The organism is Klebsiella sp. GW_Kp181 (genome assembly GCF_040062315.1).
In the GTDB taxonomy this organism is placed as follows: domain Bacteria; phylum Pseudomonadota; class Gammaproteobacteria; order Enterobacterales; family Enterobacteriaceae; genus Klebsiella; species Klebsiella oxytoca.
In genome coordinates, this window is the sequence record NZ_JBEAFR010000076.1 from 87,720 (window position 1) to 110,687 (window position 22,968).

Annotated in this window: 24 protein-coding genes; 8 read left to right on the top strand and 16 right to left on the bottom strand. The window is 56.8% G+C overall.

All coding sequences use genetic code 11. From position 1 onward, the window contains the following. Positions 1–97: 97 nt before the first annotated feature. Genes spoT through gmk form a run of 3 tightly spaced genes read right to left on the bottom strand, consistent with a single transcriptional unit; the run spans position 98 to position 3,190 of the window. Positions 98–2,218 carry a bifunctional GTP diphosphokinase/guanosine-3',5'-bis pyrophosphate 3'-pyrophosphohydrolase gene (gene spoT / locus ABLV11_RS20315; protein ID WP_004106928.1) on the bottom strand — a complete coding sequence of 707 codons (2,121 nt, stop codon included), beginning with the start codon at positions 2,216–2,218 and terminating at the stop codon, positions 98–100. A gap of 18 nt (positions 2,219–2,236) precedes the next feature. Further along, on the bottom strand, positions 2,237–2,512 hold the full coding sequence (gene rpoZ, locus ABLV11_RS20320) for a DNA-directed RNA polymerase subunit omega (RefSeq protein ID WP_004106927.1): 276 nt from the start codon (positions 2,510–2,512) through the stop codon (positions 2,237–2,239). Between the two features lie 54 nt (positions 2,513–2,566). Beyond that, positions 2,567–3,190, bottom strand: a complete 624-nt coding sequence (gmk, locus tag ABLV11_RS20325) for a guanylate kinase (protein ID WP_004106926.1) — start codon at positions 3,188–3,190, stop codon at positions 2,567–2,569. A gap of 257 nt (positions 3,191–3,447) precedes the next feature. Here gmk and ligB point away from each other — a divergent pair, with 257 nt between their 5' ends. Then, entirely contained in the window at positions 3,448–5,124 is a 1,677-nt protein-coding gene (gene ligB / locus ABLV11_RS20330) for an NAD-dependent DNA ligase LigB (RefSeq protein WP_004106925.1), read from the top strand. A gap of 5 nt (positions 5,125–5,129) precedes the next feature. Here the strand turns inward: ligB and ABLV11_RS20335 are convergent, their stop codons facing one another. After that, entirely contained in the window at positions 5,130–5,747 is a 618-nt protein-coding gene (locus ABLV11_RS20335; RefSeq protein ID WP_004106924.1) for a trimeric intracellular cation channel family protein, read from the bottom strand. A 275-nt stretch (positions 5,748–6,022) separates the two neighbouring features. Here ABLV11_RS20335 and ABLV11_RS20340 point away from each other — a divergent pair, with 275 nt between their 5' ends. Continuing rightward, complete coding sequence (locus tag ABLV11_RS20340; RefSeq protein WP_070556432.1) at positions 6,023–7,282, top strand: chloride channel protein; 1,260 nt, start codon at positions 6,023–6,025, stop codon at positions 7,280–7,282. 74 nt (positions 7,283–7,356) lie between these two features. Here ABLV11_RS20340 and ABLV11_RS20345 read toward each other — a convergent pair whose 3' ends face one another. After that, positions 7,357–8,220, bottom strand: a complete 864-nt coding sequence (locus ABLV11_RS20345; RefSeq protein WP_004106922.1) for a YicC/YloC family endoribonuclease — start codon at positions 8,218–8,220, stop codon at positions 7,357–7,359. A 123-nt stretch (positions 8,221–8,343) separates the two neighbouring features. Between ABLV11_RS20345 and rph the strand changes: the two genes are divergently transcribed. Both rph and pyrE read left to right on the top strand, forming a co-directional pair. Continuing rightward, on the top strand, positions 8,344–9,060 hold the full coding sequence (rph, locus tag ABLV11_RS20350; protein ID WP_004106921.1) for a ribonuclease PH: 717 nt from the start codon (positions 8,344–8,346) through the stop codon (positions 9,058–9,060). A 65-nt stretch (positions 9,061–9,125) separates the two neighbouring features. Next, on the top strand, positions 9,126–9,767 hold the full coding sequence (gene pyrE, locus ABLV11_RS20355; RefSeq protein WP_004106918.1) for an orotate phosphoribosyltransferase: 642 nt from the start codon (positions 9,126–9,128) through the stop codon (positions 9,765–9,767). 37 nt (positions 9,768–9,804) lie between these two features. Here the strand turns inward: pyrE and ABLV11_RS20360 are convergent, their stop codons facing one another. The 4 genes from ABLV11_RS20360 to coaBC all read right to left on the bottom strand — a co-directional run bounded on the left by ABLV11_RS20360 (position 9,805) and on the right by coaBC (position 13,402). Further along, the gene (locus ABLV11_RS20360) at positions 9,805–10,821 is read right to left on the bottom strand and encodes an SMP-30/gluconolactonase/LRE family protein (RefSeq protein WP_004106915.1); all 1,017 of its coding nucleotides are present in this window, start codon (positions 10,819–10,821) and stop codon (positions 9,805–9,807) included. Positions 10,822–10,981: 160 nt separating this feature from the next. Next, complete coding sequence (slmA, locus tag ABLV11_RS20365; RefSeq protein ID WP_004106912.1) at positions 10,982–11,578, bottom strand: nucleoid occlusion factor SlmA; 597 nt, start codon at positions 11,576–11,578, stop codon at positions 10,982–10,984. A 176-nt stretch (positions 11,579–11,754) separates the two neighbouring features. Next, positions 11,755–12,213, bottom strand: a complete 459-nt coding sequence (dut, locus tag ABLV11_RS20370; protein WP_004106909.1) for a dUTP diphosphatase — start codon at positions 12,211–12,213, stop codon at positions 11,755–11,757. Then, entirely contained in the window at positions 12,191–13,402 is a 1,212-nt protein-coding gene (gene coaBC / locus ABLV11_RS20375) for a bifunctional phosphopantothenoylcysteine decarboxylase/phosphopantothenate--cysteine ligase CoaBC (protein WP_032727074.1), read from the bottom strand. The genes dut and coaBC overlap by 23 nt, the downstream gene beginning before the upstream one ends. Positions 13,403–13,577: 175 nt before the next feature. Between coaBC and radC the strand changes: the two genes are divergently transcribed. The 4 genes from radC (at position 13,578) to mutM (ending at position 15,887) form a co-directional block, all read left to right on the top strand. Next, positions 13,578–14,243, top strand: coding sequence for a DNA repair protein RadC (gene radC / locus ABLV11_RS20380; RefSeq protein ID WP_004106905.1), 666 nt, complete (start codon positions 13,578–13,580; stop codon positions 14,241–14,243). A gap of 217 nt (positions 14,244–14,460) precedes the next feature. Continuing rightward, positions 14,461–14,697 (top strand): 50S ribosomal protein L28, encoded by a 237-nt coding sequence (gene rpmB / locus ABLV11_RS20385; RefSeq protein WP_002436699.1) that lies wholly within the window; start codon positions 14,461–14,463, stop codon positions 14,695–14,697. A gap of 20 nt (positions 14,698–14,717) precedes the next feature. After that, positions 14,718–14,885: a 50S ribosomal protein L33 gene (rpmG, locus tag ABLV11_RS20390; RefSeq protein WP_003024094.1), complete on the top strand. Its 168-nt coding sequence runs from the start codon at positions 14,718–14,720 to the stop codon at positions 14,883–14,885. 192 nt (positions 14,886–15,077) lie between these two features. Further along, a complete protein-coding gene (gene mutM, locus ABLV11_RS20395; protein ID WP_004116441.1) occupies positions 15,078–15,887 on the top strand; it encodes a bifunctional DNA-formamidopyrimidine glycosylase/DNA-(apurinic or apyrimidinic site) lyase in 810 nt (269 codons plus the stop codon). 126 nt (positions 15,888–16,013) lie between these two features. Here the strand turns inward: mutM and coaD are convergent, their stop codons facing one another. The 7 genes from coaD to rfaQ all read right to left on the bottom strand — a co-directional run bounded on the left by coaD (position 16,014) and on the right by rfaQ (position 22,947). Then, positions 16,014–16,490 (bottom strand): pantetheine-phosphate adenylyltransferase, encoded by a 477-nt coding sequence (gene coaD, locus ABLV11_RS20400; RefSeq protein ID WP_004106901.1) that lies wholly within the window; start codon positions 16,488–16,490, stop codon positions 16,014–16,016. After that, positions 16,487–17,263, bottom strand: a complete 777-nt coding sequence (locus tag ABLV11_RS20405; protein WP_126488026.1) for a glycosyltransferase family 2 protein — start codon at positions 17,261–17,263, stop codon at positions 16,487–16,489. Before ABLV11_RS20405 ends, coaD begins: the two co-directional genes overlap by 4 nt. Further along, positions 17,263–18,537: a lipid IV(A) 3-deoxy-D-manno-octulosonic acid transferase gene (gene waaA, locus ABLV11_RS20410; protein ID WP_126488028.1), complete on the bottom strand. Its 1,275-nt coding sequence runs from the start codon at positions 18,535–18,537 to the stop codon at positions 17,263–17,265. Before waaA ends, ABLV11_RS20405 begins: the two co-directional genes overlap by 1 nt. 92 nt (positions 18,538–18,629) lie before the next feature. Next, positions 18,630–19,619: a glycosyltransferase gene (locus ABLV11_RS20415; protein ID WP_004106893.1), complete on the bottom strand. Its 990-nt coding sequence runs from the start codon at positions 19,617–19,619 to the stop codon at positions 18,630–18,632. A 30-nt stretch (positions 19,620–19,649) separates the two neighbouring features. Beyond that, positions 19,650–20,744: a glycosyltransferase gene (locus ABLV11_RS20420; protein WP_053064480.1), complete on the bottom strand. Its 1,095-nt coding sequence runs from the start codon at positions 20,742–20,744 to the stop codon at positions 19,650–19,652. 2 nt (positions 20,745–20,746) lie between these two features. Continuing rightward, complete coding sequence (locus tag ABLV11_RS20425) at positions 20,747–21,874, bottom strand: glycosyltransferase family 4 protein (RefSeq protein WP_049593706.1); 1,128 nt, start codon at positions 21,872–21,874, stop codon at positions 20,747–20,749. Beyond that, entirely contained in the window at positions 21,871–22,947 is a 1,077-nt protein-coding gene (gene rfaQ, locus ABLV11_RS20430) for a putative lipopolysaccharide heptosyltransferase III (RefSeq protein ID WP_126488030.1), read from the bottom strand. The genes ABLV11_RS20425 and rfaQ overlap by 4 nt, the downstream gene beginning before the upstream one ends. Between the last annotated feature and the right edge of the window lie 21 nt (positions 22,948–22,968).

The window sequence follows — 22,968 nt, forward strand, 5'->3', positions numbered from 1 at the left end:
CCTTACGGGGCCGCTGTAAGCAGCGTTCAAATCTGCTCCTGGCAGATTTGTCATTCGCTTGCCGCCTTGATGCAATTCGAATGATTTTGTGTCAGAGCTAATTTCGGTTACGGGTGACTTTTATCACATCCGGCATGACGCGAATTTTGCGCATAATATTCGCCAGATGCACGCGGTCGCGCGCGGTGAGGCGAATAAAGGCGCTGTAAACGCGGCCATCTTTCTCTTCCGTATTCAGGCTTTGAATATTGGAAGAGGCGGTGTTGATTGCGGCGGTAAGATTCGCCAGGGCACCCTGATGGTTGAACATATCCACCTTAATTTCGGTGATAAATTCCTGCGCCGTCTCTTTGTCCCACTCAACCGCCATAAATTTCTCCGGCTCTTTCTGGTAACCGCGAATGTTACGACAGGACTCGTGGTGAATAACCAGGCCTTTGCCCGGGCTGACGTGCGCAATAATCGGGTCGCCGGGAATCGGACGGCAGCACTTGGCAAAGGTGATCAGCACGCCATCCGCGCCTTTAATCGGCAGATGGTTATGGCCGACAGGCGCCGGCTGTACAGGCACGGCTGTGGTTTCACCCTGCTGCAGGTTTTTTGCTACGACGACGCTCATGGCGTTACCGAGGCCAATTTCGGCCAGCAGATCGTCAAGCGTTGCCAGCTTCATACGGTCAAGTTCGCGCTGAATGTTCTCTGGCGGAATTTCGGCCAGCTTGCGGCTGCCGCCGAGCGCGTGATTAAGCAGGCGTCGCCCGAGGCTAACGGAATCGTCGCGCTTGAGGTTTTTCAGCAGTTGGCGAATTTTGGCGCGCGCTTTAGAGCTGACGACAAAGTTCAGCCACGCGGCGTTCGGACGAGCGCCCGGCGCGGTGATGATCTCCACCGTCTGGCCGCTGGAGAGCGACTGCGACAGGGGATATGGCTGGCGGTCGACGCGCGCGCCGACGCAGGCATGGCCGATATCGGTATGCACCGCGTAGGCGAAGTCCACCGGCGTCGCGCCAGCGGGCAGTTCGACGATGCGCCCTTCCGGGGTGAAAACGTAAATCTCATCCGGGAACAGATCGGATTTCACGCTCTCAATAAATTCAAATGAGCTACCGGCGCTCTGCTGGAGCTCCAGCAGACTCTGCATCCAGCGCTGAGCGCGGATTTGCGCCGTGGTACTGCTTTCGCCGCCGTGCTCTTTATAAGCCCAGTGCGCCGCAACCCCCATTTCCGCCATCTGGTCCATGTCTTCGGTACGAATTTGTACCTCAACCGGGACGCCGTGCGGGCCGATCATCGAGGTGTGCAAAGATTGATAGCCGTTCGCCTTTGGAATGGCAATGTAGTCTTTGACGCGGCCTGGACGCGGCTTGTAAAGGCTGTGCATCTGGCCTAGCACGCGATAGCAGGTGTCAGAATCATGGACAATCACGCGGAAGGCGTAGATATCCATAATCGAGTGAAAACGCTGCTCTTTGAGCACCATCTTGCAGTAGATGGAGTACAAATGCTTTTCGCGACCGCTAACGCGACAGGGTATTCCCGCTTCCTGCAAACGCCCTTCGATTTCGGAGAGGATTTTTTGAATCATCTCTTTACGGTTGCCGCGCGCCGCTTTAACTACCTCTTTAATAACGCGGTAGCGGTTAGGATACAGCGCCTCAAAGCCCAGCTCTTCGAGCTCGGTTTTGATGTGATGAATACCTAAACGGTGCGCCAGAGGGCTGTAGATTTCCAGCGTTTCGCGGGCGATGCGGCGGCGCTTATCCGGGCGCAATGAGCCCAGCGTACGCATGTTGTGGGTGCGGTCAGCGAGCTTGATAAGGATGACGCGAATATCCTGCACCATCGCCATAATCATTTTGCGAAAGTTTTCGGCCTGAGCCTCTTTCTTGTCGCGAAACTTTAGCTTATCAAGTTTTGACACCCCCTCTACCAGTTCTGCAACGCTTTTGCCAAAAAGCTGCTCCATATCCTGATAGGTGGCGGGGGTATCTTCTATCACGTCGTGCAGCAGGGCAGCCATCAGCGTTTCATGGTCGAGCTTCATCTCGGCCAGGATACAGGCTACCGCTACCGGGTGCGTGATATAGGGTTCACCGCTTGAACGTGTCTGGCCCTCGTGAGCGTCACGTGCAACGAGATAAGCCTGCCGAAGGCGTTTGATTTGCTCTTCGGGCAGGTAGTTTTGAATCAGCTGATTCAGGCTTTCAAACAGATACAAGGGCGACCCGCTGTGTGATTAACGACGACCTTCAGCAATAGCGGTAACGGCTTGTAATTCAGCGGCTTCCTGCTCTTGCTGTTCCTGGCGCTCGCGAACGTCGAGGATCTTGTTGTTGATCAGACCTTCTTCGATTTCGCGCAGTGCGATAACGGTAGTTTTATCGTTTTCTTCCGGTACCAGCGGATCCTTTCCGCCTACCTGCATCTGACGAGCGCGACGCGCGGCGACCAGTACCAGGTCAAAACGGTTACCAATTTTCTCTACAGCGTCCTGAACAGTTACGCGTGCCATACTTAAAATGCTCCACAGGTGAAGAAATGACTGGGCATGATACTGAATGTGGGTTCAGTCTGCCAACAGTTTGGTGATTAAAGCGCCATGTCGCTGCTTTTGGCGGCTCATGCGCAGACGTTCGGCGCGAATAATAATTTTCAGATCGCTCAGCGCGGTATCAAAATCATCATTCACAATCAGGTAATCATATTCCGCGTAATGGCTCATTTCTGCAACTGCCTGCGCCATACGTTTCGCGATAACCTCTTCGCTATCCTGACCGCGGCCGCGCAGGCGACGATCAAGCTCATCTTTTGACGGCGGCAGAATAAAAATGCTGCGTGCGCCGGGCATTCTGTTGCGGATTTGCTGTGCGCCCTGCCAGTCGATATCAAGGAAGACGTCGACGCCGGTCGCCAGTACCTGCTCGATAGCTTCGCGCGAGGTGCCGTAATAGTTGCCAAAGACTTCTGCATGTTCAAGAAAAGCGTCTTCGCCAATCATCGTCCTGAATTCGTCGTGATTGACAAAGAAATAGTGTTCACCGTGCACTTCACCCGGGCGCGGAGCGCGTGTGGTATGCGAAACAGAAACCTGAGAGTCGTACAACGGTTGGGTTTTTAATAAAGCCTGAATCAGGCTGGATTTACCCGCGCCGCTAGGGGCGGAAACAATATAAAGCGTGCCTTGAGCCATGAGTGTCTTTTGTATGTGATGGTCGAAATAGAGCTTACATACGAGCCTATTATACACGCCGCCGCTGCGTGACGCAGTCCCTGTCACACTTTTTGCATTTTTTCTTTCATTTTGCTTGCCGTTTCCCTGATTTCTCCGGGCATTGCAGAAACAACATAGAAAACCTGGACGTCTGCTCGCAGCCTTAAAAATCCCCTATCGCCGATGAAAATACGCCTGCGGCACAATTCCCGGCGAATAATCAGGAGGGCATCGCGATGCAAAAAGGAATCCAGGCGCTGGTGCTGTGGATGCTGGTGGGATACGCGCAGGCAGCCTGCCCCGCGTGGCCGCAGGCGAGGGCCGAACAGGAAATGGAACGCCTCAGCCAGCAGATAACGGAATGGAAAAACGCCTACTGGCAGCAGGGGAACAGTGCGGTTAGCGATGAAGTCTATGACCAACTGGCGGAGCGGCTGGCGTTCTGGCGGCGCTGCTTCACCGGCGAGGCTCCCGCTCACGATGCTCTTCCGCCGCTGAGGGGGGATGTCAGGCATCCGGTGGCGCACACCGGCGTGCGTAAACTGCCGGACCGCGCTGCGGTGGCGCGCTGGATGCGCGGTCAATCCGGCCTGTGGGTACAGCCTAAAGTCGATGGCGTCGCAGTGACTCTGGTCTATCGACAGGGGCGCCTGGTGCAGGCAATAAGCCGGGGGAATGGTCTGGCCGGAGAAGACTGGACGGCCAGGGTTTTACAGATCCCCTCAGTGCCTAAAGTCTCTGACGGTGCACTGGCCAATAGCGTTCTGCAGGGAGAACTGTTCCTGCTTCGCGCGGGGCATGTGCAAAAGCAGATGGGGGGCATGAACGCGCGCGCAAAGGTGGCCGGCATGATGATGCGCCAGCAGGCTGCGGCGGAACTTAATCAACTGGGCATCTTTATCTGGGCATGGCCCGATGGTCCGCAGGAGATGCAACAGCGGCTGGCGCTGCTGCGGCAGGGCGGCTTTGTTTACAGCGCGCGCTTTTCGCATCCTGTCGCGAATGCGCAGCAGGTGGAACAGTGGCGCCAGCGTTGGTTTACTTCGCCGCTGCCTTTTGCCAGCGATGGCGTAGTGGTGCGGCGGGGAAAAGAGTCAGCCGGGCGCTTCTGGGTACCGGGACAGGGTGATTGGGTTATCGCCTGGAAATATCCTCCTGCCTCACGGGTTATGGAGGTTCGCGGTATCAGCTTCAGCATCGGGCGTAGCGGTAAAATAGCGGTAGTGGCGCATCTGGAGCCGCAGCTGCTGGACGATAAGCGCGTGCAGCGGGTGAACGTCGGCTCGGTATCCCGCTGGTCCACTCTGGATATCGGTATTGGCGATCAGCTGCAAATCAGCCTTGCCGGGCAGGGAATTCCGCGCATCGATTCGGTCGTCTGGCGCACGGCGCAGCGTAATAAACCCCAGCCGCCGGCGGCACGGTACAATGCCTTAACCTGCTATTTCGCCACGCCAGAGTGCGCGGAGCAGTTTCTCTCGCGGCTGGTCTGGCTCTCATCCCGATCGATTCTCAACATTGACGGGGCGGGAGAGACGCTGTGGCGGACACTGCACGATGCCCGCGGCATGGAGCATCTCTTTTCATGGCTGGCTTTTACGCCGGAACAGCTGCAAGCCATACCAGGTATCTCCGCGCAGCGCGGGCAGCGGCTGTGGCATCAGTTCAATCTTGCGCGCGAACGGCCTTTTCTACGCTGGATCCAGGCGATGGGAGTGCCCATACCGAAGACGGCTTTTGTCAGACTGGAGGAGGACAGCTGGCGGCAGATGCAGGATCGAAACGAAGAGCAGTGGCAACGGCTGCCGGGCGTCGGGGCTGAAAGGGCGCGGCAGCTGGTGACGTTCTTACATCACCCGGATGTTGCCGCGCTGGCGAAGTGGCTGAGCGGGCAACGCATTCCGGGGTTCTGAAAGTATTAATGCGCGCTGTGGTTGTAGTTAAATACCGGCAGGCCCAGCTTCCAGCGCAGCGCCAGCATACGAGCAGTAAAGCCGAACAGCAGGGTGGAAATGACGACTACATCGTGACTGCTGACGTAATGCTGAAGCGCGATATATAAAATCGCGGCAGCGAACGATACTCCGGCGTACAGCTCTTTCTGGAACACCAGCGGGATACGCTTGCAGAACATATCACGCAGCACGCCGCCAAAGACGCCGGTGATGACCGCGGCAATGGAGGCGATTACCGGGCCCTGGCCCATATCCAGCGCGATCTGGGCGCCAATAATTGAGAACACCACCAGGCCGAGCGCATCAAGTACCAGAAACAGACGGCGCAGGTGCGGCATGACCGGCGCGGCAATCGTGGTGAGGACCGCAGCAACGGCAACAATAATGACGTACTCGGGGTGTTGTACCCAGCCAAGCGGATAGTGACCAAGCAGAATATCGCGCACCGAACCGCCTCCGAGGGCGGTCGCTGTCGCAATGATAATCACGCCAAACGTATCCATACGGCGGCGCCCGGCAGCCAGCGCGCCGGTCATAGCTTCCGCCGTGATCCCAATCAGATAAAGAATATGAAGCAGCATAAATCCCCCACGATGATGGCGGAAGGTTAACGATTTGTGCTCAGGATCACGACTGAGATTTTCTAAAGCATTCGCATTTAACCAGATTAAACTAATGCGAGATGTGCTTATATTGGCTTTATTTAATGGTTATTTAATTGCTGTTTCTTCATCCATTGATTAGAAAAAATAATGACTAAACCTTTTATGCGCATCTATATTGAAAGCGGTATGAATACTTAATGTTTAACTCTGGGCTTTTATCCTTTTAGTTTCCTCCTTCAAGGTCTGAGAAAATGACTGCCGCCGCTGACAATAAAAACTATCTCATCCGCCTGCTTGCCGTTGTGCTGACGGGGATACTGGCTGGCCTGTCAGGCATGGTTCTGGCGCTGATTTTACACGCGATTCAGCACCTGGCGTTTGGCTACAGCCACGGCCAGCTCGTTGGCTCAGAGTCATTTTTACAGGGCGTCACGGATTCGTCCTGGTCGCGTCGGATCATGGCAATCGTCGCCGGCGGTGCAGTCGCCGGGTTTGGCTGGTGGCTGCTTGGGCGATATGGGCAGAAGCGGGTTTCAATTGCGTCAGCGGTGGCCAATCCTTCCGTGCCAATGCCTGCGGGTACCACCACGATTCATGCCCTGTTGCAGATCGTCACCGTGGCGCTGGGCTCACCCCTTGGTCGCGAAGTCGCGCCGCGGGAAATGGGCGCGCTGGGGGCAGGGATGGTGGCGCGTAAGCTGGGTCTGCTGGAAGATGAAAGCCGAACGCTGATTGCCTGCGGCGCAGGTGCGGGTCTGGCGGCGGTGTATAACGTCCCGCTGGCCGGCGCGTTATTCAGCCTTGAGGTGATGCTGCTGTCGTTTAGCTGGGAAAAAACGCTGGCGGCTATCATCACATCGGCGATTGCCGCGTGGACGGCTACCCTCGGCTTAGGCGATGAGTCGCAATACCATTTTACTTCCGACATCCTGCCGCATTCATTTCTCTGGTGGGCGATTATCTCTGGCCCCATTCTCGGCGCCGGGGCCTGGCTCTTTCGCAAAGCGACCAGTACCGCTCGTTCGCACGTCCGAAGCAACTGGCAGATGCCGGTTTTCTGTCTGCTGGCGTTTTCTCTGCTTGCCGCCCTCAGCCTCTATTTCCCCCAGCTTCCGGGAAACGGTAAAGGACCTATGCAGCTGGCTCTCAGCGATGCACTGGGTTTCCCCGGGGCGGCGATGCTGCTGGTGCTGAAGATGGTGGTGATTCTGGCGGTGCTGCGCGGCGGTGCGGAAGGCGGCCTGCTGACGCCGGGGCTGGCGGTAGGCGGCTTGGCCAGCCTGCTGCTGTGTATGCTCTGGCAACAGCTGCTTCCCGGCGGAGATTACGGCAGTTTTGCGCTGGTTGGCGCGGCGGCGTTTCTCGCCGCATCCATGCAGATGCCGATAACGGCGGTGGCGCTGGTGATGGAATTCACCCATATGGATCACAGCTATCTGGCCCCCACGCTGCTGTGCGCGGCAGGGGCATTTTTAACCTGCCGGATATTGGATAAGAACGATTCCTTCTGAAACGCAGCGAAAATAAAAGGCCATGATTTACCATGACCTTTTGTTCAAAAACGATTTGCGGGGGCGAGTCATCGTTACTCGATATTTTGGATCTGCTCGCGCATTTGTTCGATTAGCACTTTCAGTTCAATGGCGGAGTTCGTCACTTCGGCATTAATCGATTTAGACGCCAGCGTGTTCGACTCGCGGTTGAACTCCTGCATCATAAAGTCGAGGCGGCGACCGACCGCTTCTTTCTTCTTCAGGATATTCCACGTCTCTTTCACATGCGCTTCCAGGCGATCCAGCTCCTCGGCAACGTCAATACGCTGCGCCATCAGCACCAGCTCCTGCTCAAGGCGGTTATTTTCCAGCTGCACTTCGGCGTCTTCCAGTTTGGAAACCAGACGCTCGCGCTGCCACTGTAAAATTTCCGGCATGTGGGCGCGTACTTTAGCCACTTCGGCGGTGACCCCGTCCAGGCGCTGCTCAATAAGCGCTTTCAACGCCTGGCCTTCGGTTTCACGGGCGACGATAAAGTCGTCCAGCGCGCCGTTCAACGCGCCCAGGATTTCGGCGGCAATGGCGTCCAGATCCTGCTCATGAGCCGACATTACGCCGGGCCAGCGCAGAATATCCACCGGATTAATTTCGCCCTCGTCGCTCTGCATTTTTACCCAGTTGGCGGCATTAACCAGCTGCTTTGCCAGCTTTTCGTTGAGAATCAGCTCGCCCTGTGCGCTCGGGTCCTGCTCAAAACGCAGGGTGCATTCGACTTTACCGCGGGTCAGACGGGAGCGAATACGTTCACGCACCACGGGCTCCAGGCTACGGAACTGCTCCGGCAGGCGGAAGTAAGTTTCCAGATATCGTTGGTTTACCGAGCGCAGTTCCCACGCGGCGCTACCCCATTCACCCTTGATTTCACGCCGGGCGTAGGCGGTCATACTGCGGATCATAGACGTTCCTGTTTTTAAAGGAGAGTGGGGTGGATTATAGCTTTCGCGACCTTATCAGGATAGGAATAAGCGCGCATTATCCGTATAATGCGCAGCCACATTCGTTTCAAGCCGGAGAACATCATGCGTCCAGCAGGCCGTAGCGCTAATCAAGTGCGTCCAGTAACCCTGACCCGTAACTACACAAAACACGCAGAAGGCTCCGTGCTGGTCGAATTTGGTGACACGAAAGTATTGTGCACCGCTTCTATTGATGAAGGCGTGCCGCGCTTTCTGAAAGGCCAGGGGCAGGGATGGATCACTGCCGAATACGGCATGCTGCCGCGTTCTACACACACGCGTAACGCGCGTGAAGCCGCCAAAGGTAAACAGGGCGGCCGCACCATGGAAATCCAGCGCCTGATCGCGCGTGCGCTGCGCGCGGCAGTTGACCTGAAAGCGCTGGGCGAATTCACCATTACTCTGGACTGCGACGTGCTGCAGGCCGACGGCGGCACCCGTACTGCATCGATTACCGGAGCCTGCGTGGCGCTGGCGGATGCGCTGAATAAGCTGGTTGCGGCCGGTAAGCTGAAAACTAACCCGATGAAAGGAATGGTGGCGGCAGTCTCCGTAGGGATCGTGAATGGCGAAGCGATTTGCGATCTGGAATACGTTGAGGATTCCGCGGCGGAAACCGATATGAACGTGGTGATGACCGAAGATGGTCGCATCATTGAGGTGCAGGGTACGGCAGAAGGCGAACCGTTCACCCATGAAGAGCTCCTTACCCTGCTGGCATTGGCCCGAGGGGGCATCGAATCCATTGTCACGACGCAGAAGGCGGCGTTGCAAAACTAGTTTTTAAGGCGACTGAGAAGTCGCCTTTTTTTTGTCCGTAGAAAAGTAAGATGAGGAGCGAATCCATGAAACCGTATCAGCGCCAGTTTATTGAGTTTGCGCTTAACAAGCAGGTACTTAAGTTTGGCGAGTTTACGCTGAAATCCGGGCGCAAGAGTCCCTATTTCTTCAACGCCGGCCTGTTTAATACCGGGCGCGATCTGGCACTGTTAGGCCGTTTTTATGCCGAAGCGCTGGTGGATTCCGGGATTGATTTTGACCTGCTGTTTGGCCCGGCCTACAAAGGCATCCCTATCGCCACTACCACGGCGGTCGCGCTGGCGGAACATCATGACCGCGATCTGCCTTACTGCTTTAACCGCAAAGAGGCAAAGACCCACGGCGAAGGTGGAAATCTGGTGGGGAGCGCGCTGCAGGGCCGCGTGATGCTGGTAGATGATGTTATCACCGCAGGCACCGCGATTCGGGAATCGATGGAAATTATTCAGGCCAACGGCGCCGAGTTAGCCGGCGTACTGATCTCTCTGGATCGTCAGGAACGCGGACGCGGCGAAATCTCAGCGATTCAGGAAGTTGAGCGCGACTACAGCTGTAAAGTGATTTCCATCGTGACGCTGAAAGACCTGATCAGCTATCTGGAAGAGAAGCCGGAAATGGCTGAACATCTGGCAGCCGTTCGCGCCTATCGCGAAGCGTACGGGGTGTAAATATCAGCCCGGCCGGCAACGTCCGCCGGGCATATTTTCAGACCAGCTTTGCGCCTTGCGCATTGACGTAGAGCGAATAGATGGACGTGCTGGATGCCATAAACAGGCGGTTGCGCTGTTCACCGCCGAAGCACAGGTTGGCGCAGCGTTCCGGTAACTGAATAATACCGATGTTTTTCCCCTGCGGATTGAAGACGCGGACGCCGTCCAGCTCTTCGCTGCCCGTACCCCACCCGCACCACAGGTTCCCGTCCATGTCGCAGGCGATGCCGTCAGCGGTTCCGTTACCGCAGTCAATATGCACTCTTTTGTTTTTCAATGTGTTATCGACAACATCCCACGCCAGGATAAGCCGGTTTGGGGTAGCGCGGCTTTCCACCACGTAGAGCGTTTTTTCATCGGCGGAAAAACAGAGGCCGTTTGGCCCCTTGACGTCGCCCAGCACGACGCTCAGTTTACGGCTTTCCGGGTCCAGTCGATAAACGTTTTGCGGCAGCTGCGGCGTGGCCTTATGCCCTTCATAGAATCCGCTGATACCGAAAGGCGGATCGGTGAACCAGATGCTGCCGTCTGACCTCACGACGATGTCGTTTGGCGAGTTCAGCGGTTTGCCTTCGAAGTTATCCGCCAGTACGGTGATGCTACCGTCATATTCAGTGCGGGTAATTCGTCGGGTATCGTGTTCGCAGCTGATGAGCCGTCCCTGCCGATCGCGGGCGTGGCCGTTCGCGTAGTTTGCCGGTTGGCGAAATACGCTGGTAGCGCCGGTGGCCTCATCCCAGCGCATAATGACGTTGTCAGGAATATCGCTCCAGAGCAGCATACGCGTATCGCCAAACCATACCGGCCCTTCCGCCCAACGAAAGCCGGTGGCGATCTGCTCCACTTTTGCGCTGGCAAGCATATAGCGGCGAAAGCTATCATCCACCGCCATAATACGCGGATCGGGATAACGTGCAGATGGCGCCCAGGCCGCGAAGCTTTTTTGACTAAGCACGAGTGATGCGGTTGCCAGACCGCCCAGTTTGAGCAATTCCCGTCGTGATGTCGCCATCAGCCCTCTCCTTATCCATTGCAAAGATACAATCAAAGGATGGTATGAGAGAGCGAGAGCCGAAAACATCTGGCAGTTCTACGAATTGTTCTGGGCGTTATCCCAGAATAATCAAAAAAGAGAGATGCAGCCTTTCGGGCTGCATAGAGACAGGAGAGGGTTACTTCAGCTGGGCGGCGACCAGCGGCCAGCGGGCGTCAAAATCGTCCGTCGGGCGATATTTAAACTCGCTGCGCACAAAGCGCGACAGCATCCCTTCGCAGAATGCCAACAGCTGGCTGGCCAGCAGGGCTTCATCGACGGAGTAGCCTTCACCTTCACGCATTTTCTTTTCACGCATCACCTGACGCAGCTGGACTTCAATACGCTCGAAAAGCTGGTTTATGCGATCCTGAAGCCGGTCCTGTTCAAACATCAGCGCGTGGCCGGTCAGAATTCTTGTCAGCCCAGGATTACGCTCGCCAAACCCCAGAATCAACAACACAATCAGACGCAGGCGCGCGGTGGTGTCTTTTTCATCTTTTAAAATCAAATTGATGCGCGTAATCAGGCTGTCTTCGATAAACTCAATCAGGCTATCAAACATGCGGGTCTTGCTCGGGAAATGCCGATACAGAGCCGCTTCGGATACGCCAACGGAGGCCGCCAGCTTCGCCGTGGTGATACGCTGACTCCCGTCGCTGGATTCGAGCATTAGCGCCAGAGATTGAAGTATTTCTTCGCGACGATTCCTTTTCGCAGTTTGTTTTTCTGCCATGTTTTAAAATACCCCTGAAAAAAAGCACTTGTCAGGCAGGCATCCACAAAGCGACCGCAAGCTGTTGCCTGCGGTGATGTTATTGCATTAGTGCGCTTTGCGATGCAGGTTCCACTTCATCTTTGGGACTGCCCGTTAATCGGCGACGCCCCGAAGATTTTTGTCTATTGCCGGGCTTATTTACGCCCTGAGTGACCGAAGCCGCCTTCGCCGCGATCGGTGGCGTCAAACTCTTCCACCAGGTTAAATTCCGCCTGTACAACGGGCACGAACACCATTTGCGCGAGACGCTCGCCGGGTTCGATGGTGAAGCTCTGCTGACCGCGGTTCCAGACGGAAACCATCAGCTGACCCTGATAGTCGGAATCAATCAGGCCGACCAGGTTACCCAGGACGACGCCGTGTTTATGACCCAGCCCGGAGCGCGGGAGAATCACTGCTGCCAGAGACGGATCGGCAATATGAATCGCCAGGCCAGTTGGCACGAGGAGCGTAGCGCCAGGCGCCAGCTCTACGGCGTCATCGAGACAGGCTCGCAGGTCAAGTCCGGCGGAACCGGAGGTGGCATAGGTCGGCAGCGGAAATTGCTGACCAACGCGCGGGTCCAGAATCTTAACGTCGATTTTTTTCATCATAACGGGTCACGATCTCGTCGAGTAATAATTGGCCCAGGAGTTCCTTGCGCTCAAGTGGTAAGCGCTTATCTCCCTCCTGCCAGAAAAGGTGTAATGCATTGCTGTCGCTGTTAAATCCCTGATTTGGCTGTGAAACATCATTAGCGCAGATCAGATCAAGATTTTTGCGGGCTCGCTTTTGCCGTGCGTATTCTTCCACATTATTCGTTTCGGCGGCAAACCCAACGACGTAAGGGCGGTTGGCCTTAAGCGCGGCGACCCCTGCGACGATATCCGGATTTTTAACCATTTTCAGGGTGAGTTCATCACCTTGTTTTTTGATTTTTTCTTCGGCAATGGTGACCGCACGGTAGTCGGCGACCGCTGCGCAGCCAATAAAAATATGCTGCCGTGAGGCGCCGTTTTGCACCGCGGCTTCCATTTCCAGCGCCGTGGTGACATCAATTCTTTGTACAAACGGCGGCGTAGGTAGAGAAACCGGGCCGCTTACCAGCGTGACGTTTGCCCCGCGACGCGCGGCGGCGGCGGCAATCGCGAAGCCCATCTTACCAGAACTGTGGTTAGTGATATAACGCACCGGATCCAGCGGCTCGCGGGTTGGGCCCGCGGTAATCATGATGCTGAGATGTTGCAAATCTTTGACAGGAGAGAAGTGCTGCGCGGCCATATCCACAATGGTCAGCGGGTCCAGCATCCGCCCCGGCCCAACATCGCCGCAGGCCTGGCTGCCGCTGTCCGGGCCCCAGACCAGCAAACCGCGCGAGGCAATCACCTCAAGATTATGCTGGGTGGCGGCGGCGCGATACATTTGCTGATTCATGGCGGGCACGACCGCGACGGGCGACGGCGTCGCCAGGCAAATCGTCGAGACGAGATCGTTAGCCATGCCTGCCGCGACTCGGGCGATTAAATCGGCGGTCGCCGGAGCGAGAATAACCAGATCGGCCCATTTCCCCAGCTCAATGTGGCCCATTGCGGCTTCGGCGGCCGGGTCGAGCAGGCTGTCGGAAACCGGATAACCCGATACCGCCTGTAAACTTAATGGCGTAATGAAGGCTTTAGCGGCTTCCGTCATGGCGACGCGGACATCCGCGCCGCGGTCGCGCAGGCGGCGCACCAGTTCCGGCGTTTTATAGGCAGCAATGCCGCCGCTCACGCCGAGAACGATCTTTTTACCAGCCAGACTCATCATGATTTTTTCCTGTTGCGGTACACCAGAATTCGCGCATCTTATCACAATCCTCACGGCATCGTGTGCCTGGTGGCGATCCACTTTGCGAGGCGCTACGCAGGGATAAAACTTGCCTGTCGGCGGCGCAAAAAGGCTGTGTCAGGATAGCGGGGAGTGGGAAGGAGAGGCCGCGATGGAGATACAGGAAACCCTCATGCCGAGGGAAAAGATGCAGCGTTACGGTATCGAAGTTTTATCGGATATCGAGCTGTTAGCGCTGTTTTTACGTACCGGTACGCGCACGCAGGACGTGATGACATTTTCGCGAGAGCTGCTGCAGCGATTTGGCTCGCTGTACGGCCTGCTTTCGGCGGAAGAGTCACAGTTCGCTGAGATTGAAGGCATTGGTCTGGCGAAATATGCGCAGCTAAAAGGGATTGCTGAACTGGCGCGACGCTATTTCAGCCTGCGGATGACGGAAGAGCCCTCATTGGTCACCCCGTCGATGACGCGGGAGTTTCTGCAAAGCCAGCTGGCCGACGAAGAGCGCGAGATCTTCATGGTGATCTTTTTAGACAATCAGAACCGGGTATTGAAACATAGCCGACTTTTTTCTGGTACTCTTAGCCACGTTGAGGTGCATCCGCGAGAAATCGTACGCGAAGCCATCAAAGTGAACGCCGCCGCGGTGATCCTGGCACATAATCATCCATCCGGAAGTCCTGAGCCGAGTAAGGCCGACAGATTGATTACCGAAAGAGTGATAAAATGTTGTCGATTCATGGATATACGTGTGCTCGATCACCTTGTTATCGGCCGCGGAGCGTACGTATCTTTTGCTGAACGCGGCTGGATTTAGCCCCGATCATGCGATCCATCGGGATCTTTGTCTGTTCGGGACTTGAGCACATCGCAGAGTCAGCGTATACTACGCCACCTTTGAGAATCTCGGGTTTGGCATTTGGGCCTGGCAATCGAGAGTTCAATAGAACTATGCGATGACCGGGCTGTAAAGCCTGACGAGGCGCCAATACCCCATACGAAGCTCGAGCTAATTTGATTTTTGGAGAATAGACATGTCCCGAGTCTGCCAAGTTACTGGCAAGCGTCCGGTGACCGGTAACAACCGTTCCCACGCACTGAACGCGACTAAACGCCGTTTCCTGCCGAACCTGCACTCTCACCGTTTCTGGGTTGAGAGCGAGAAGCGTTTTGTCACCCTGCGCGTATCTGCTAAAGGTATGCGTGTTATTGATAAGAAAGGCATCGATACAGTTCTGTCCGAACTGCGTGCCCGTGGCGAAAAGTACTAAGTACTTAGAGGAAATAAATCATGGCTAAAGGTATTCGTGAGAAAATCAAGCTGGTTTCTTCTGCTGGTACTGGTCACTTCTATACCACCACGAAGAACAAGCGTACTAAGCCGGAAAAACTGGAACTGAAAAAGTTCGATCCAGTTGTCCGTCAGCACGTTTTATACAAAGAAGCTAAAATCAAATAATTTTAGGTTCCTTGTAAAGAAAAACCCCGCCTCGGCGGGGTTTTTTGTTATTAAAACGACGCCACCGTCGGCGCTGGCGGGAGTTTAGCCCTCCTGTGGCAGGCGGAAGAGCAAGCTGAACAATAATTGCCCTGAACCTCGTCGCTGAACGCGGTAAGATAGAGCATCCAGCCGTTTTTGTTCGAGAAAAAAATGCCTGAATTACCTGAAGTAGAAACCAGCCGCCGCGGCATTGAGCCTCACCTGGTTGGTGCGACCATCCTGCACGCCGTTGTGCGCAACGGGCGCCTGCGCTGGCCGGTTTCCGAAGAGATCTATCGCCTGAGCGACGTTCCTGTGCTCAGCGTGCGCCGCCGCGCTAAATATCTGCTGCTCGAACTGCCCGACGGCTGGATTATCGTCCATCTCGGCATGTCGGGAAGCCTGCGTATCCTCAGCGGAGATCTGCCGGCGGAAAAACACGACCACGTGGACCTGGTGATGAGTAACGGCAAGGTCCTGCGCTATACCGATCCGCGACGCTTTGGCGCCTGGCTGTGGACTAAAGAGCTGGAAGGGCATCCGGTGCTGGCGCATCTGGGGCCGGAGCCGCTGAGCGATGAGTTCAACGCCGATTATCTCCAGCAGAAATGCGCGAAGAAGAAAACTGCGATCAAGCCCTGGCTAATGGATAACAAGCTGGTGGTCGGCGTGGGTAATATCTACGCCAGCGAATCGCTATTTTCGGCGGGTATTCACCCCGACAGGCTGGCCTCTTCGCTGTCGCGCGAGGAGTGCGAACAGCTGGTGAAAGTGATTAAGCTGGTCCTGCTGCGCTCCATTGAACAGGGTGGGACGACGCTGAAAGATTTCCTGCAAAGCGACGGTAAACCGGGTTATTTTGCCCAGGAGCTGCAGGTGTATGGCCGCAAGGGCGAGCCGTGCCGCATTTGCGGGACGCCGGTTATCGGCAGTAAACACGCCCAGCGGGCGACGTTTTATTGTCGCCAGTGCCAGAAATAATATGCGGTGGTTGCGGTGAACCCGGCTCGCGCTGCGCTTAGCCGGGCTACGCGTCCGTGCGATTTGATTGGGTAGCCCGGACAGATGCGCAGCATCGCCTGCGGGAAGAGACCCGATGGCGCAGGATTACAGCTTCTTCAGCAGCGCCTGGTGAACGTTTGCCGGCAGAAAGTGGGAGACGTCGCCCTGGTGGCGCGCCACTTCTTTTACCAGCGAAGAGGAGATAAACGACCACTCTTTGCACGGCATCAGAAACACGCTCTCCAGCGTCGGCATTAAATGACGGTTCATATGGGCCAGCTGCATCTCATATTCAAAATCCGCCACCGCCCGCAGGCCGCGAATTAAAATGTTCGCCTGCTGCGCGCGGGCAAAATTGGCCATTAAATCGCTGAAGCCAATAACCTCAACGTTGACCAGATGCGCCGTTGCCTGGGTGGCCAGCGCGATGCGCTCGTCGAGAGTGAACATCGGCTTTTTGCTCGGGCTGGCGGCGATAGCCAACAGCACCTTATCGAACATGCTGGCCGCGCGAGTGACGATATCGATATGGCCGTTGGTGATAGGGTCGAAGGTTCCCGGATAGATCGCTTTTGTGCTCATAATGACACTTTCTCCGAGTAGCCGCGGCTCAGGGCCCACAGCTCGGTGTATTTATTAAACGTGTATTGCGCGTTGACCACCGCCAGTAGCCAGCCTTGTTTCCCATCCAGAATGCCGCCGCGCAGCAGCAGCGTTTTCACAAAGGCGCCCAGCGTATGGCCGAAGATAGCGGCCAGCGAGGTCTTTTTGCCTCTCTGATGGCGCTCCTGCGCCCAGGCGGCGGCGTAGGCCAGCTGCTTTTGCTGAAAGCCGGAGAAATCACGGCAGGTCAGATGCAGCAGATCGCCCGCGAGCTCGATAACCGGCGCGCCTCGGGCATCGAGAGATTCGTGGACCAGATTATCGTTATAGCGGTAGCGGCCGCGTTCGTACAAGCGCATCACGCGATCGGGATACCAGCCGCTGTGGCGCATAAAGCGGCCAAGAAAATAGTTGCGCCGGGCAATGCTGTATATTGCGCCGGTTTGCGGCGCGGCCAGCACGCTGCGGATAGACTGCGCAAGCTCCGGAGTGACGCGCTCGTCGGTATCGATCATCAGCACGTAATCGCAGGTGGCGTAGTCCTGGGCGCGCTGGCGTTGAATACCGTAGCCCTGCCAGTCGCGATTGACATGCACCTGAACGCCCATGCTGCGGGCTAATTCTACGGTGTTGTCGCTGCTGCCGGAATCCAGCAGCACTATCTCATCGGCCCAGCTTACCGACGCCAGACAATCAGGCAGCAGATCCGCCGCGTTTTTGGCGATCATCACGACCGAGAGTCGAGGCGACATTAGTGGCTCCGCTGCGGCAGATAGGGTTGGAGTAACTGTAGCAGACGGGAGAGCGCGCCCTGGTTTTGGTGCAGGACTTCCACCGCGTGACGACCATACCACAGACGGTAATCTTCATCGGTCAGCAGGTTTGACACCTCCGTCACCAGCGAGTCGGCGTCGGTGACGGTAATCAGTCCATCGTCCTGCTGCAGCTTGGCGCAGATATCTTTGAAGTTAAAGGTGTGCGGGCCCATCAGTACCGGTATCGCATGAGCAGCGGGCTCCAGCGGGTTATGACCGCCGCGCTCCACCAGGCTACCGCCGACAAACGCGAGGTCGGCAATGCCGTACAGCAGCATCAGCTCACCCATGGTATCGCCAATCACCACCTGGGTACTGTTCGACGGGATTTCGCCGGTACTGCGCAGGGTGTAGCTCATTCCCGCTTTCTGCACCATCTCGCGGGCGTCGCCGAAGCGCTCCGGGTGGCGCGGGACAAGGATCAGCAGCAGGTTGGGGAAGCGCTCCAGCAGCTTTTTATGCGCCTGAAGAATGACTTGCTCTTCGCCGTCGTGGGTGCTGGTGGCAATCCATACCTGGCGGTGCGGCGCCCACTGGCGACGCAGGGTGATAGCGCGAGCGGCCAGCTCCGGCGTGACTGAAATATCAAACTTCAGGCTGCCGGTGACCGCCAGTTGATTGCGTTTCAGGCCAAGGGCGATAAAGCGGCTGGCGTCTTCTTCATTCTGTGCGGCGATAAGGGTAATGCGGCTCAGCAGCCGACGCATAAATTTGCCCAGTTTGGCATAGCCTTTCGCCGAGCGTTCGGACAGCCGGGCGTTGGCGATAACCAGCGGAATTTTGCGTTTATGCAGCGTGGCGACCATGTTCGGCCACAGTTCGGTTTCCATGACGATAACCAGCTTTGGCTGAACGGTATTGAAGAAGCGGTTCATTGCGCCGGGAAGATCGTAAGGCAGATAGACGTGATGGACGTCTTTACCGAAAGCGGACATCGCGCGTTCGGAGCCGGTTGGCGTCATGGTCGTGACGGTGATCGGCAGATAGGGGTAGCGGTGGCGTAGCGCGCGCACCAGCGGGATAGCCGCCAGCGTTTCACCCACGGAAACGGAATGCAGCAGGATGCCACCCGGTTCTACCTTGTTCTGGCAGAAGCCATAACGTTCCTTCCAGCGTTTACGATAGGCAGGGGCCTTACGGCTGCGTAACAGCAGTCGCAGCCACACCAGCGGCTGAATGAGGTAAAGTAGGGCGGTATAAAGCAATTCCAAGCGATTTATCCGTATTTATGTTTTTGCGGGCAAATTCTAAGCATTTAACCCGCGTAAAGCTATCTCTTTGGCGGAAACTAAGGGATTCAGTATTAAGCCGCGTCGCGATAGCGCTTGATGCGCAGATAGCGGCGTCCAAGACGCCAGCGTAGACGGAACGTATGGGCATTTTTCCAGATCAGGCTCCAGATACCGCGGTCAAAGAACTCTTTAATGATAATATGCTTTTTTGACTCATCTTTCATGCTATCGAAGGTATGAATAATTCCCAGCCCCTCTTTAGCGATCTGCCAGCGGCAGGCGGAAATATTGCGAACCTTGTCCGGATAGCGCTGGTTGATGGCGTCCAGCATCTCAAGAATCTTCATATAGTGGCGCGCTGAACGCATCAGCGTATCGTCATTGTCCGGCTTATGCGACACCGATTCCGAATGGATGTAGTAATCGTAGAACTGCTCGCTGGTGTACTGCACGCGTTCTGCCGCCAGCAGCACTTCCGTGGTCCAGGGAATATCCTGATGACGCAGGCCCGGCTCAAAATGGAAGCGGTGATCCGCGATAAACTCGCGGCGGTAAATATTGAGCCAGGTGACATGCAGGAACTTACGAGAATCCAGCGCCTGTTTTAACCAGACGTGGCCGGGCAAAACGCCGGTCGACTGTAGCCGGTCCAGCGGGAAAATAGGATGGATATCTTTTTTCGTCTCGTAGACGTAGCGGCCGTTGCAGGTGGCGACGTCAAGATTGCCCTTTTCCGCCATTTCCAGAAGCGTACGGTACATGCCCGGGTAAAGCTTATCGTCGATATCCGGAAAGGTCAGGTATTTACCGGTCGCCGCGGCGAGCCCGGTATTGCGCGCCACCGACACGCCCTGGTTTTCCTGTTCCAGTACGAGCACGTTTTGCAGGCGCTCTTTCCACTGGTCGATAACCGCAAGGCTACCGTCCGTCGACCCGTCGTTCACCAGGATCAGTTCATAGCTTTCCAGCTGCTGTTGCTCAAGGCACTCAAAGAATTGCGCAAGGAATTTTTCGCCGTTATAGACGGCGGCTACGATGCTTAGTAAAGGCGTTTGACTCATAAATCATTCGATCCTGGTTGAATAACGGCGTCAGGCGCTGCGCAGCTGACGATACTGCTGACAAATCGATGCCACGCTGAATTTCTCCAGCGCCGAGGCGTCGATGGCTGGGGGGCTATGGTAAATGCTTTGCATCGTCTGAGCCAGCGCCGGGCTGTTGAGATCGGCCAGGCCGCGCGACAGCTCGCCGGTGAGGATCTCGGTCACGCCGCCCGGGCAGCGGGTGCTGGCGACCGGCGTATCCAGCAGCAGCGCTTCAACCACCACGTTGCCAAAACCTTCGCTATCGGAGCTCAGGACCAGCATCCGCGCGCCTTTGATCCACGGCAGCGGATTTTTCTGGAAGCCTTTAAACAGGACGCGATCGGCAACCTGTAGCTGCTGCGCCAGCTGGCGCAGGCGCTGCTCTTGTTCCGGTTTTCCCTGTCCCAGCAGTACCAGCGGCGCATCGATACCGCTTTGCGCATACGCCTCAATCAGGCGGTCGTGGCGTTTACCGGGATGAAAGCGGCCCACGTGAATAATATAGTCGCCGTCGGGTCGCTGGCTGGGCTCTTCAGCCGCTGCGCGCAGCGCGGCGATATCAAACGGGTTATAGATGGTTTTCAGCTGGGCCGGGCGAATGGCGAACTGCTCGACCAGATCTTGACCTACCGCATCGGAGACGGAGACGACGTTGCGTCCCTGGTAAACGCGTCCGATCTTCTGCTGCTTCAGCCAGCGGTCAAAACCGGTGCGATGGCCGAGATAGGAAGTAGAGAATACGCCGTGCAGGCAATACCAGACGTTTCGCCCGTTCAGCAGGCGGCTGCGGGAGACAATGCGGTCAGTTTTATGCAGATTCGAGAGCACCAGATCGAAGCGGCCCTGCCGTTCTGCGCTATCGATGGCCGCATCAAGCTGGCGCGCGCGCCGGGAGAGTTCCGTCAGTTTGCGCCACGGTTTGCGGCAGCGGTCGGCGATGACCTGATAATCCAGTCCTTCCGGCAGCGGATAATCGCAGACGTCGCGCAGGGAAAAAAGCGATACCTGTTCCCCCTGGCTGAGAAAGTGCGCCGCCAGCGTCAGCACGACTTTTTCCGCGCCGCCGCCGGGCAGGCCGTCGATAACAAACAATATGCGCATCGTTATTTCACCAAATCCTGATAAAGGGAGAGCAGCTGCGCCGAGAGGCGTTCGCTGGTGCAGGCCATGATGCGCTCGCGGGCGCGTTCGCCTTCCGCGGAGCCTAACGCCCGGGCGGGAAGGGCGCTAACCGACTCCTGCAGCGCCTGGATATCCAGCGCATCGCAAACGTAGCCATTGCTGCCCTGAACAATAAACTCCGCGCCGCCGCAGCCGGTAGTGGTAATGACCGGCAGGCCGCAGGCCATCGCTTCGAGAATAACGTTGGGGAACGGGTCGTACAGCGTCGGCAGCAGCAGGCCGTCGGCCATCTGATAGAACGGCAGGGTTTCCGACTGCATGCCGAAAAAGCGCACCCGCTCCTCGCAGTTCAGCGTTTTCGCCAGCTGCTGATAACGACTTTGCTCTTTATCTTTGCCCACTACCAGCAGGTAGCGGTTGGTCGGCGCAATGGCGCGGATCGCCGCATCCAGCCCCTTGCGCTCAAAGCCGGAGCCGACGTAAATCAGGCAGGTCGCCTGGAGCGGCAGATTCCATTTGGTACGCAGCGCGACAAAGGCCGCTTCCGTCGGCGGCAGAAAACGCTGGTTATCGATGGCGTTATAGATAACGTGGATTTTTTCCGCCGGCAGGCCGAAGTCTGCAATAATCTCGCGTTTAATCATCTCCGCGTTGCAGATAACGCCGCGCAGGTGCGAGTCCTGGTACATTTCGCGCTCGGCCTGCATTACATAGCGATGGTAGCGGTCGGCAAACAGCAGGCGGCTTTTCCAGCCGGGCAAAATGCGCGAGCGCTGCTGCAGCCAGCGGCGGTGTACGCCGTCTCCGGCGCGGTACAGGTCGCAGCCGGGGATACGCTCATGGCTTTGTACCAGATCGAAGGCTTCGCGCTGCCACAGCTGGCGGGCGGCGTCGGCAAACCCACGCTCGCGGCTGATCCGTCCCCACTTGCGCGGGTTGCAGATGTGGATGTTCCACTCGGGCTTCACCGGCCCCTGCCACTCGCGGGTGATGACGTTCAGCTCAAGGTCGCTGTCGTCGAGGGCCTCCAGCGCGCGGGAGACAAATCGTTCCGCACCGCCGTCCGGGCGATACTTCTGGCGTACCAGAGCCAGCCTGAATTTACTCATGCCAGTACCTTTTTCGCCGCCGCGATAACCGCGTCGGTGGGGATTAAATCGAGATAGCGTTCCTCGGTGTTGGTATCTATGTCGTCAGGATCGGGAATCGAGCCGAAATCACCCGCCCAAATTACCTCACCCTGCGCCTGCCATGGACGCCAGAAAGTGAGCTTGGAGGGGCCGAATAGCGCCACCAGCGGTGTGCCCAGCGCGGCGGCCATATGCATCGGCACGGAGTCGACGCCGATAAACAGGCGGGCATGGTCGATGAGAGACGCCAGCTGGCGCAGGGTGAGCTGCCCGGCGAGGGAGTACAGGCGAGCATTGGGACAGCCCGTCATAATCGCGTCGATCATCTGCTTCTCTTTGGCGTCGGGGCCGGAGGTCAGCACGACCGGATAGCCTGCCTCAGAAAGCGCGTTTATCAGGGCGCTCATCCGCGCTTCGCGCCAGCATTTAAAGAACCAGCGGGAGGTCGGCTGAATGACGATATAGTTGTCCTGAAATCCTTCCGGCAGCAGCGCGCGGCTGGCGAGCCAGTCCTGTTCGCTGTAGCCCATCGTTGCCGGCGCATCATCAATATCCAGCCCAAGCGGCGCCAGAATCGACAGATTCTGCTGTACGGTATGCAGCTGGTTGTGCAGCTCGGTTGAGGCGAGGGCGGTATGGCAAAAACGCCAGGCCGGATGACGACGCTTCGGAAAGTCAAAGCCGATGCGGGTGGTCGCCCCGGTCAGTTTAGTGATAATCGCGCTGGGCCACTGATCGGCAAGATTGAGCACCATATCGTAGCGCTGCTGGCGGAGCGTACGGATCAGCTGCCATTCCATCTTGAGCTGATGGCCGGTGCCCTGTTTTTTCCAGCGCCGATCGATACCATAAATATGGCGGATCTCAGTATTCGCTGCGAGCATATCCCGGGTTTCTTCATAAAGCAGCACATCCACGCAGGCGGCGGGGTATTGCTGTTTTAGCGAGTGAATAAGCGGCGTTATCAATAACATATCGCCATGATGGCGAAGCTTAATAACCAGGATTCGCGCCGGGTTCACGCGGCCGGAAGTGCGGGTTTCAGGCGTCATTCTCTGTTCTTCATTCAGGGT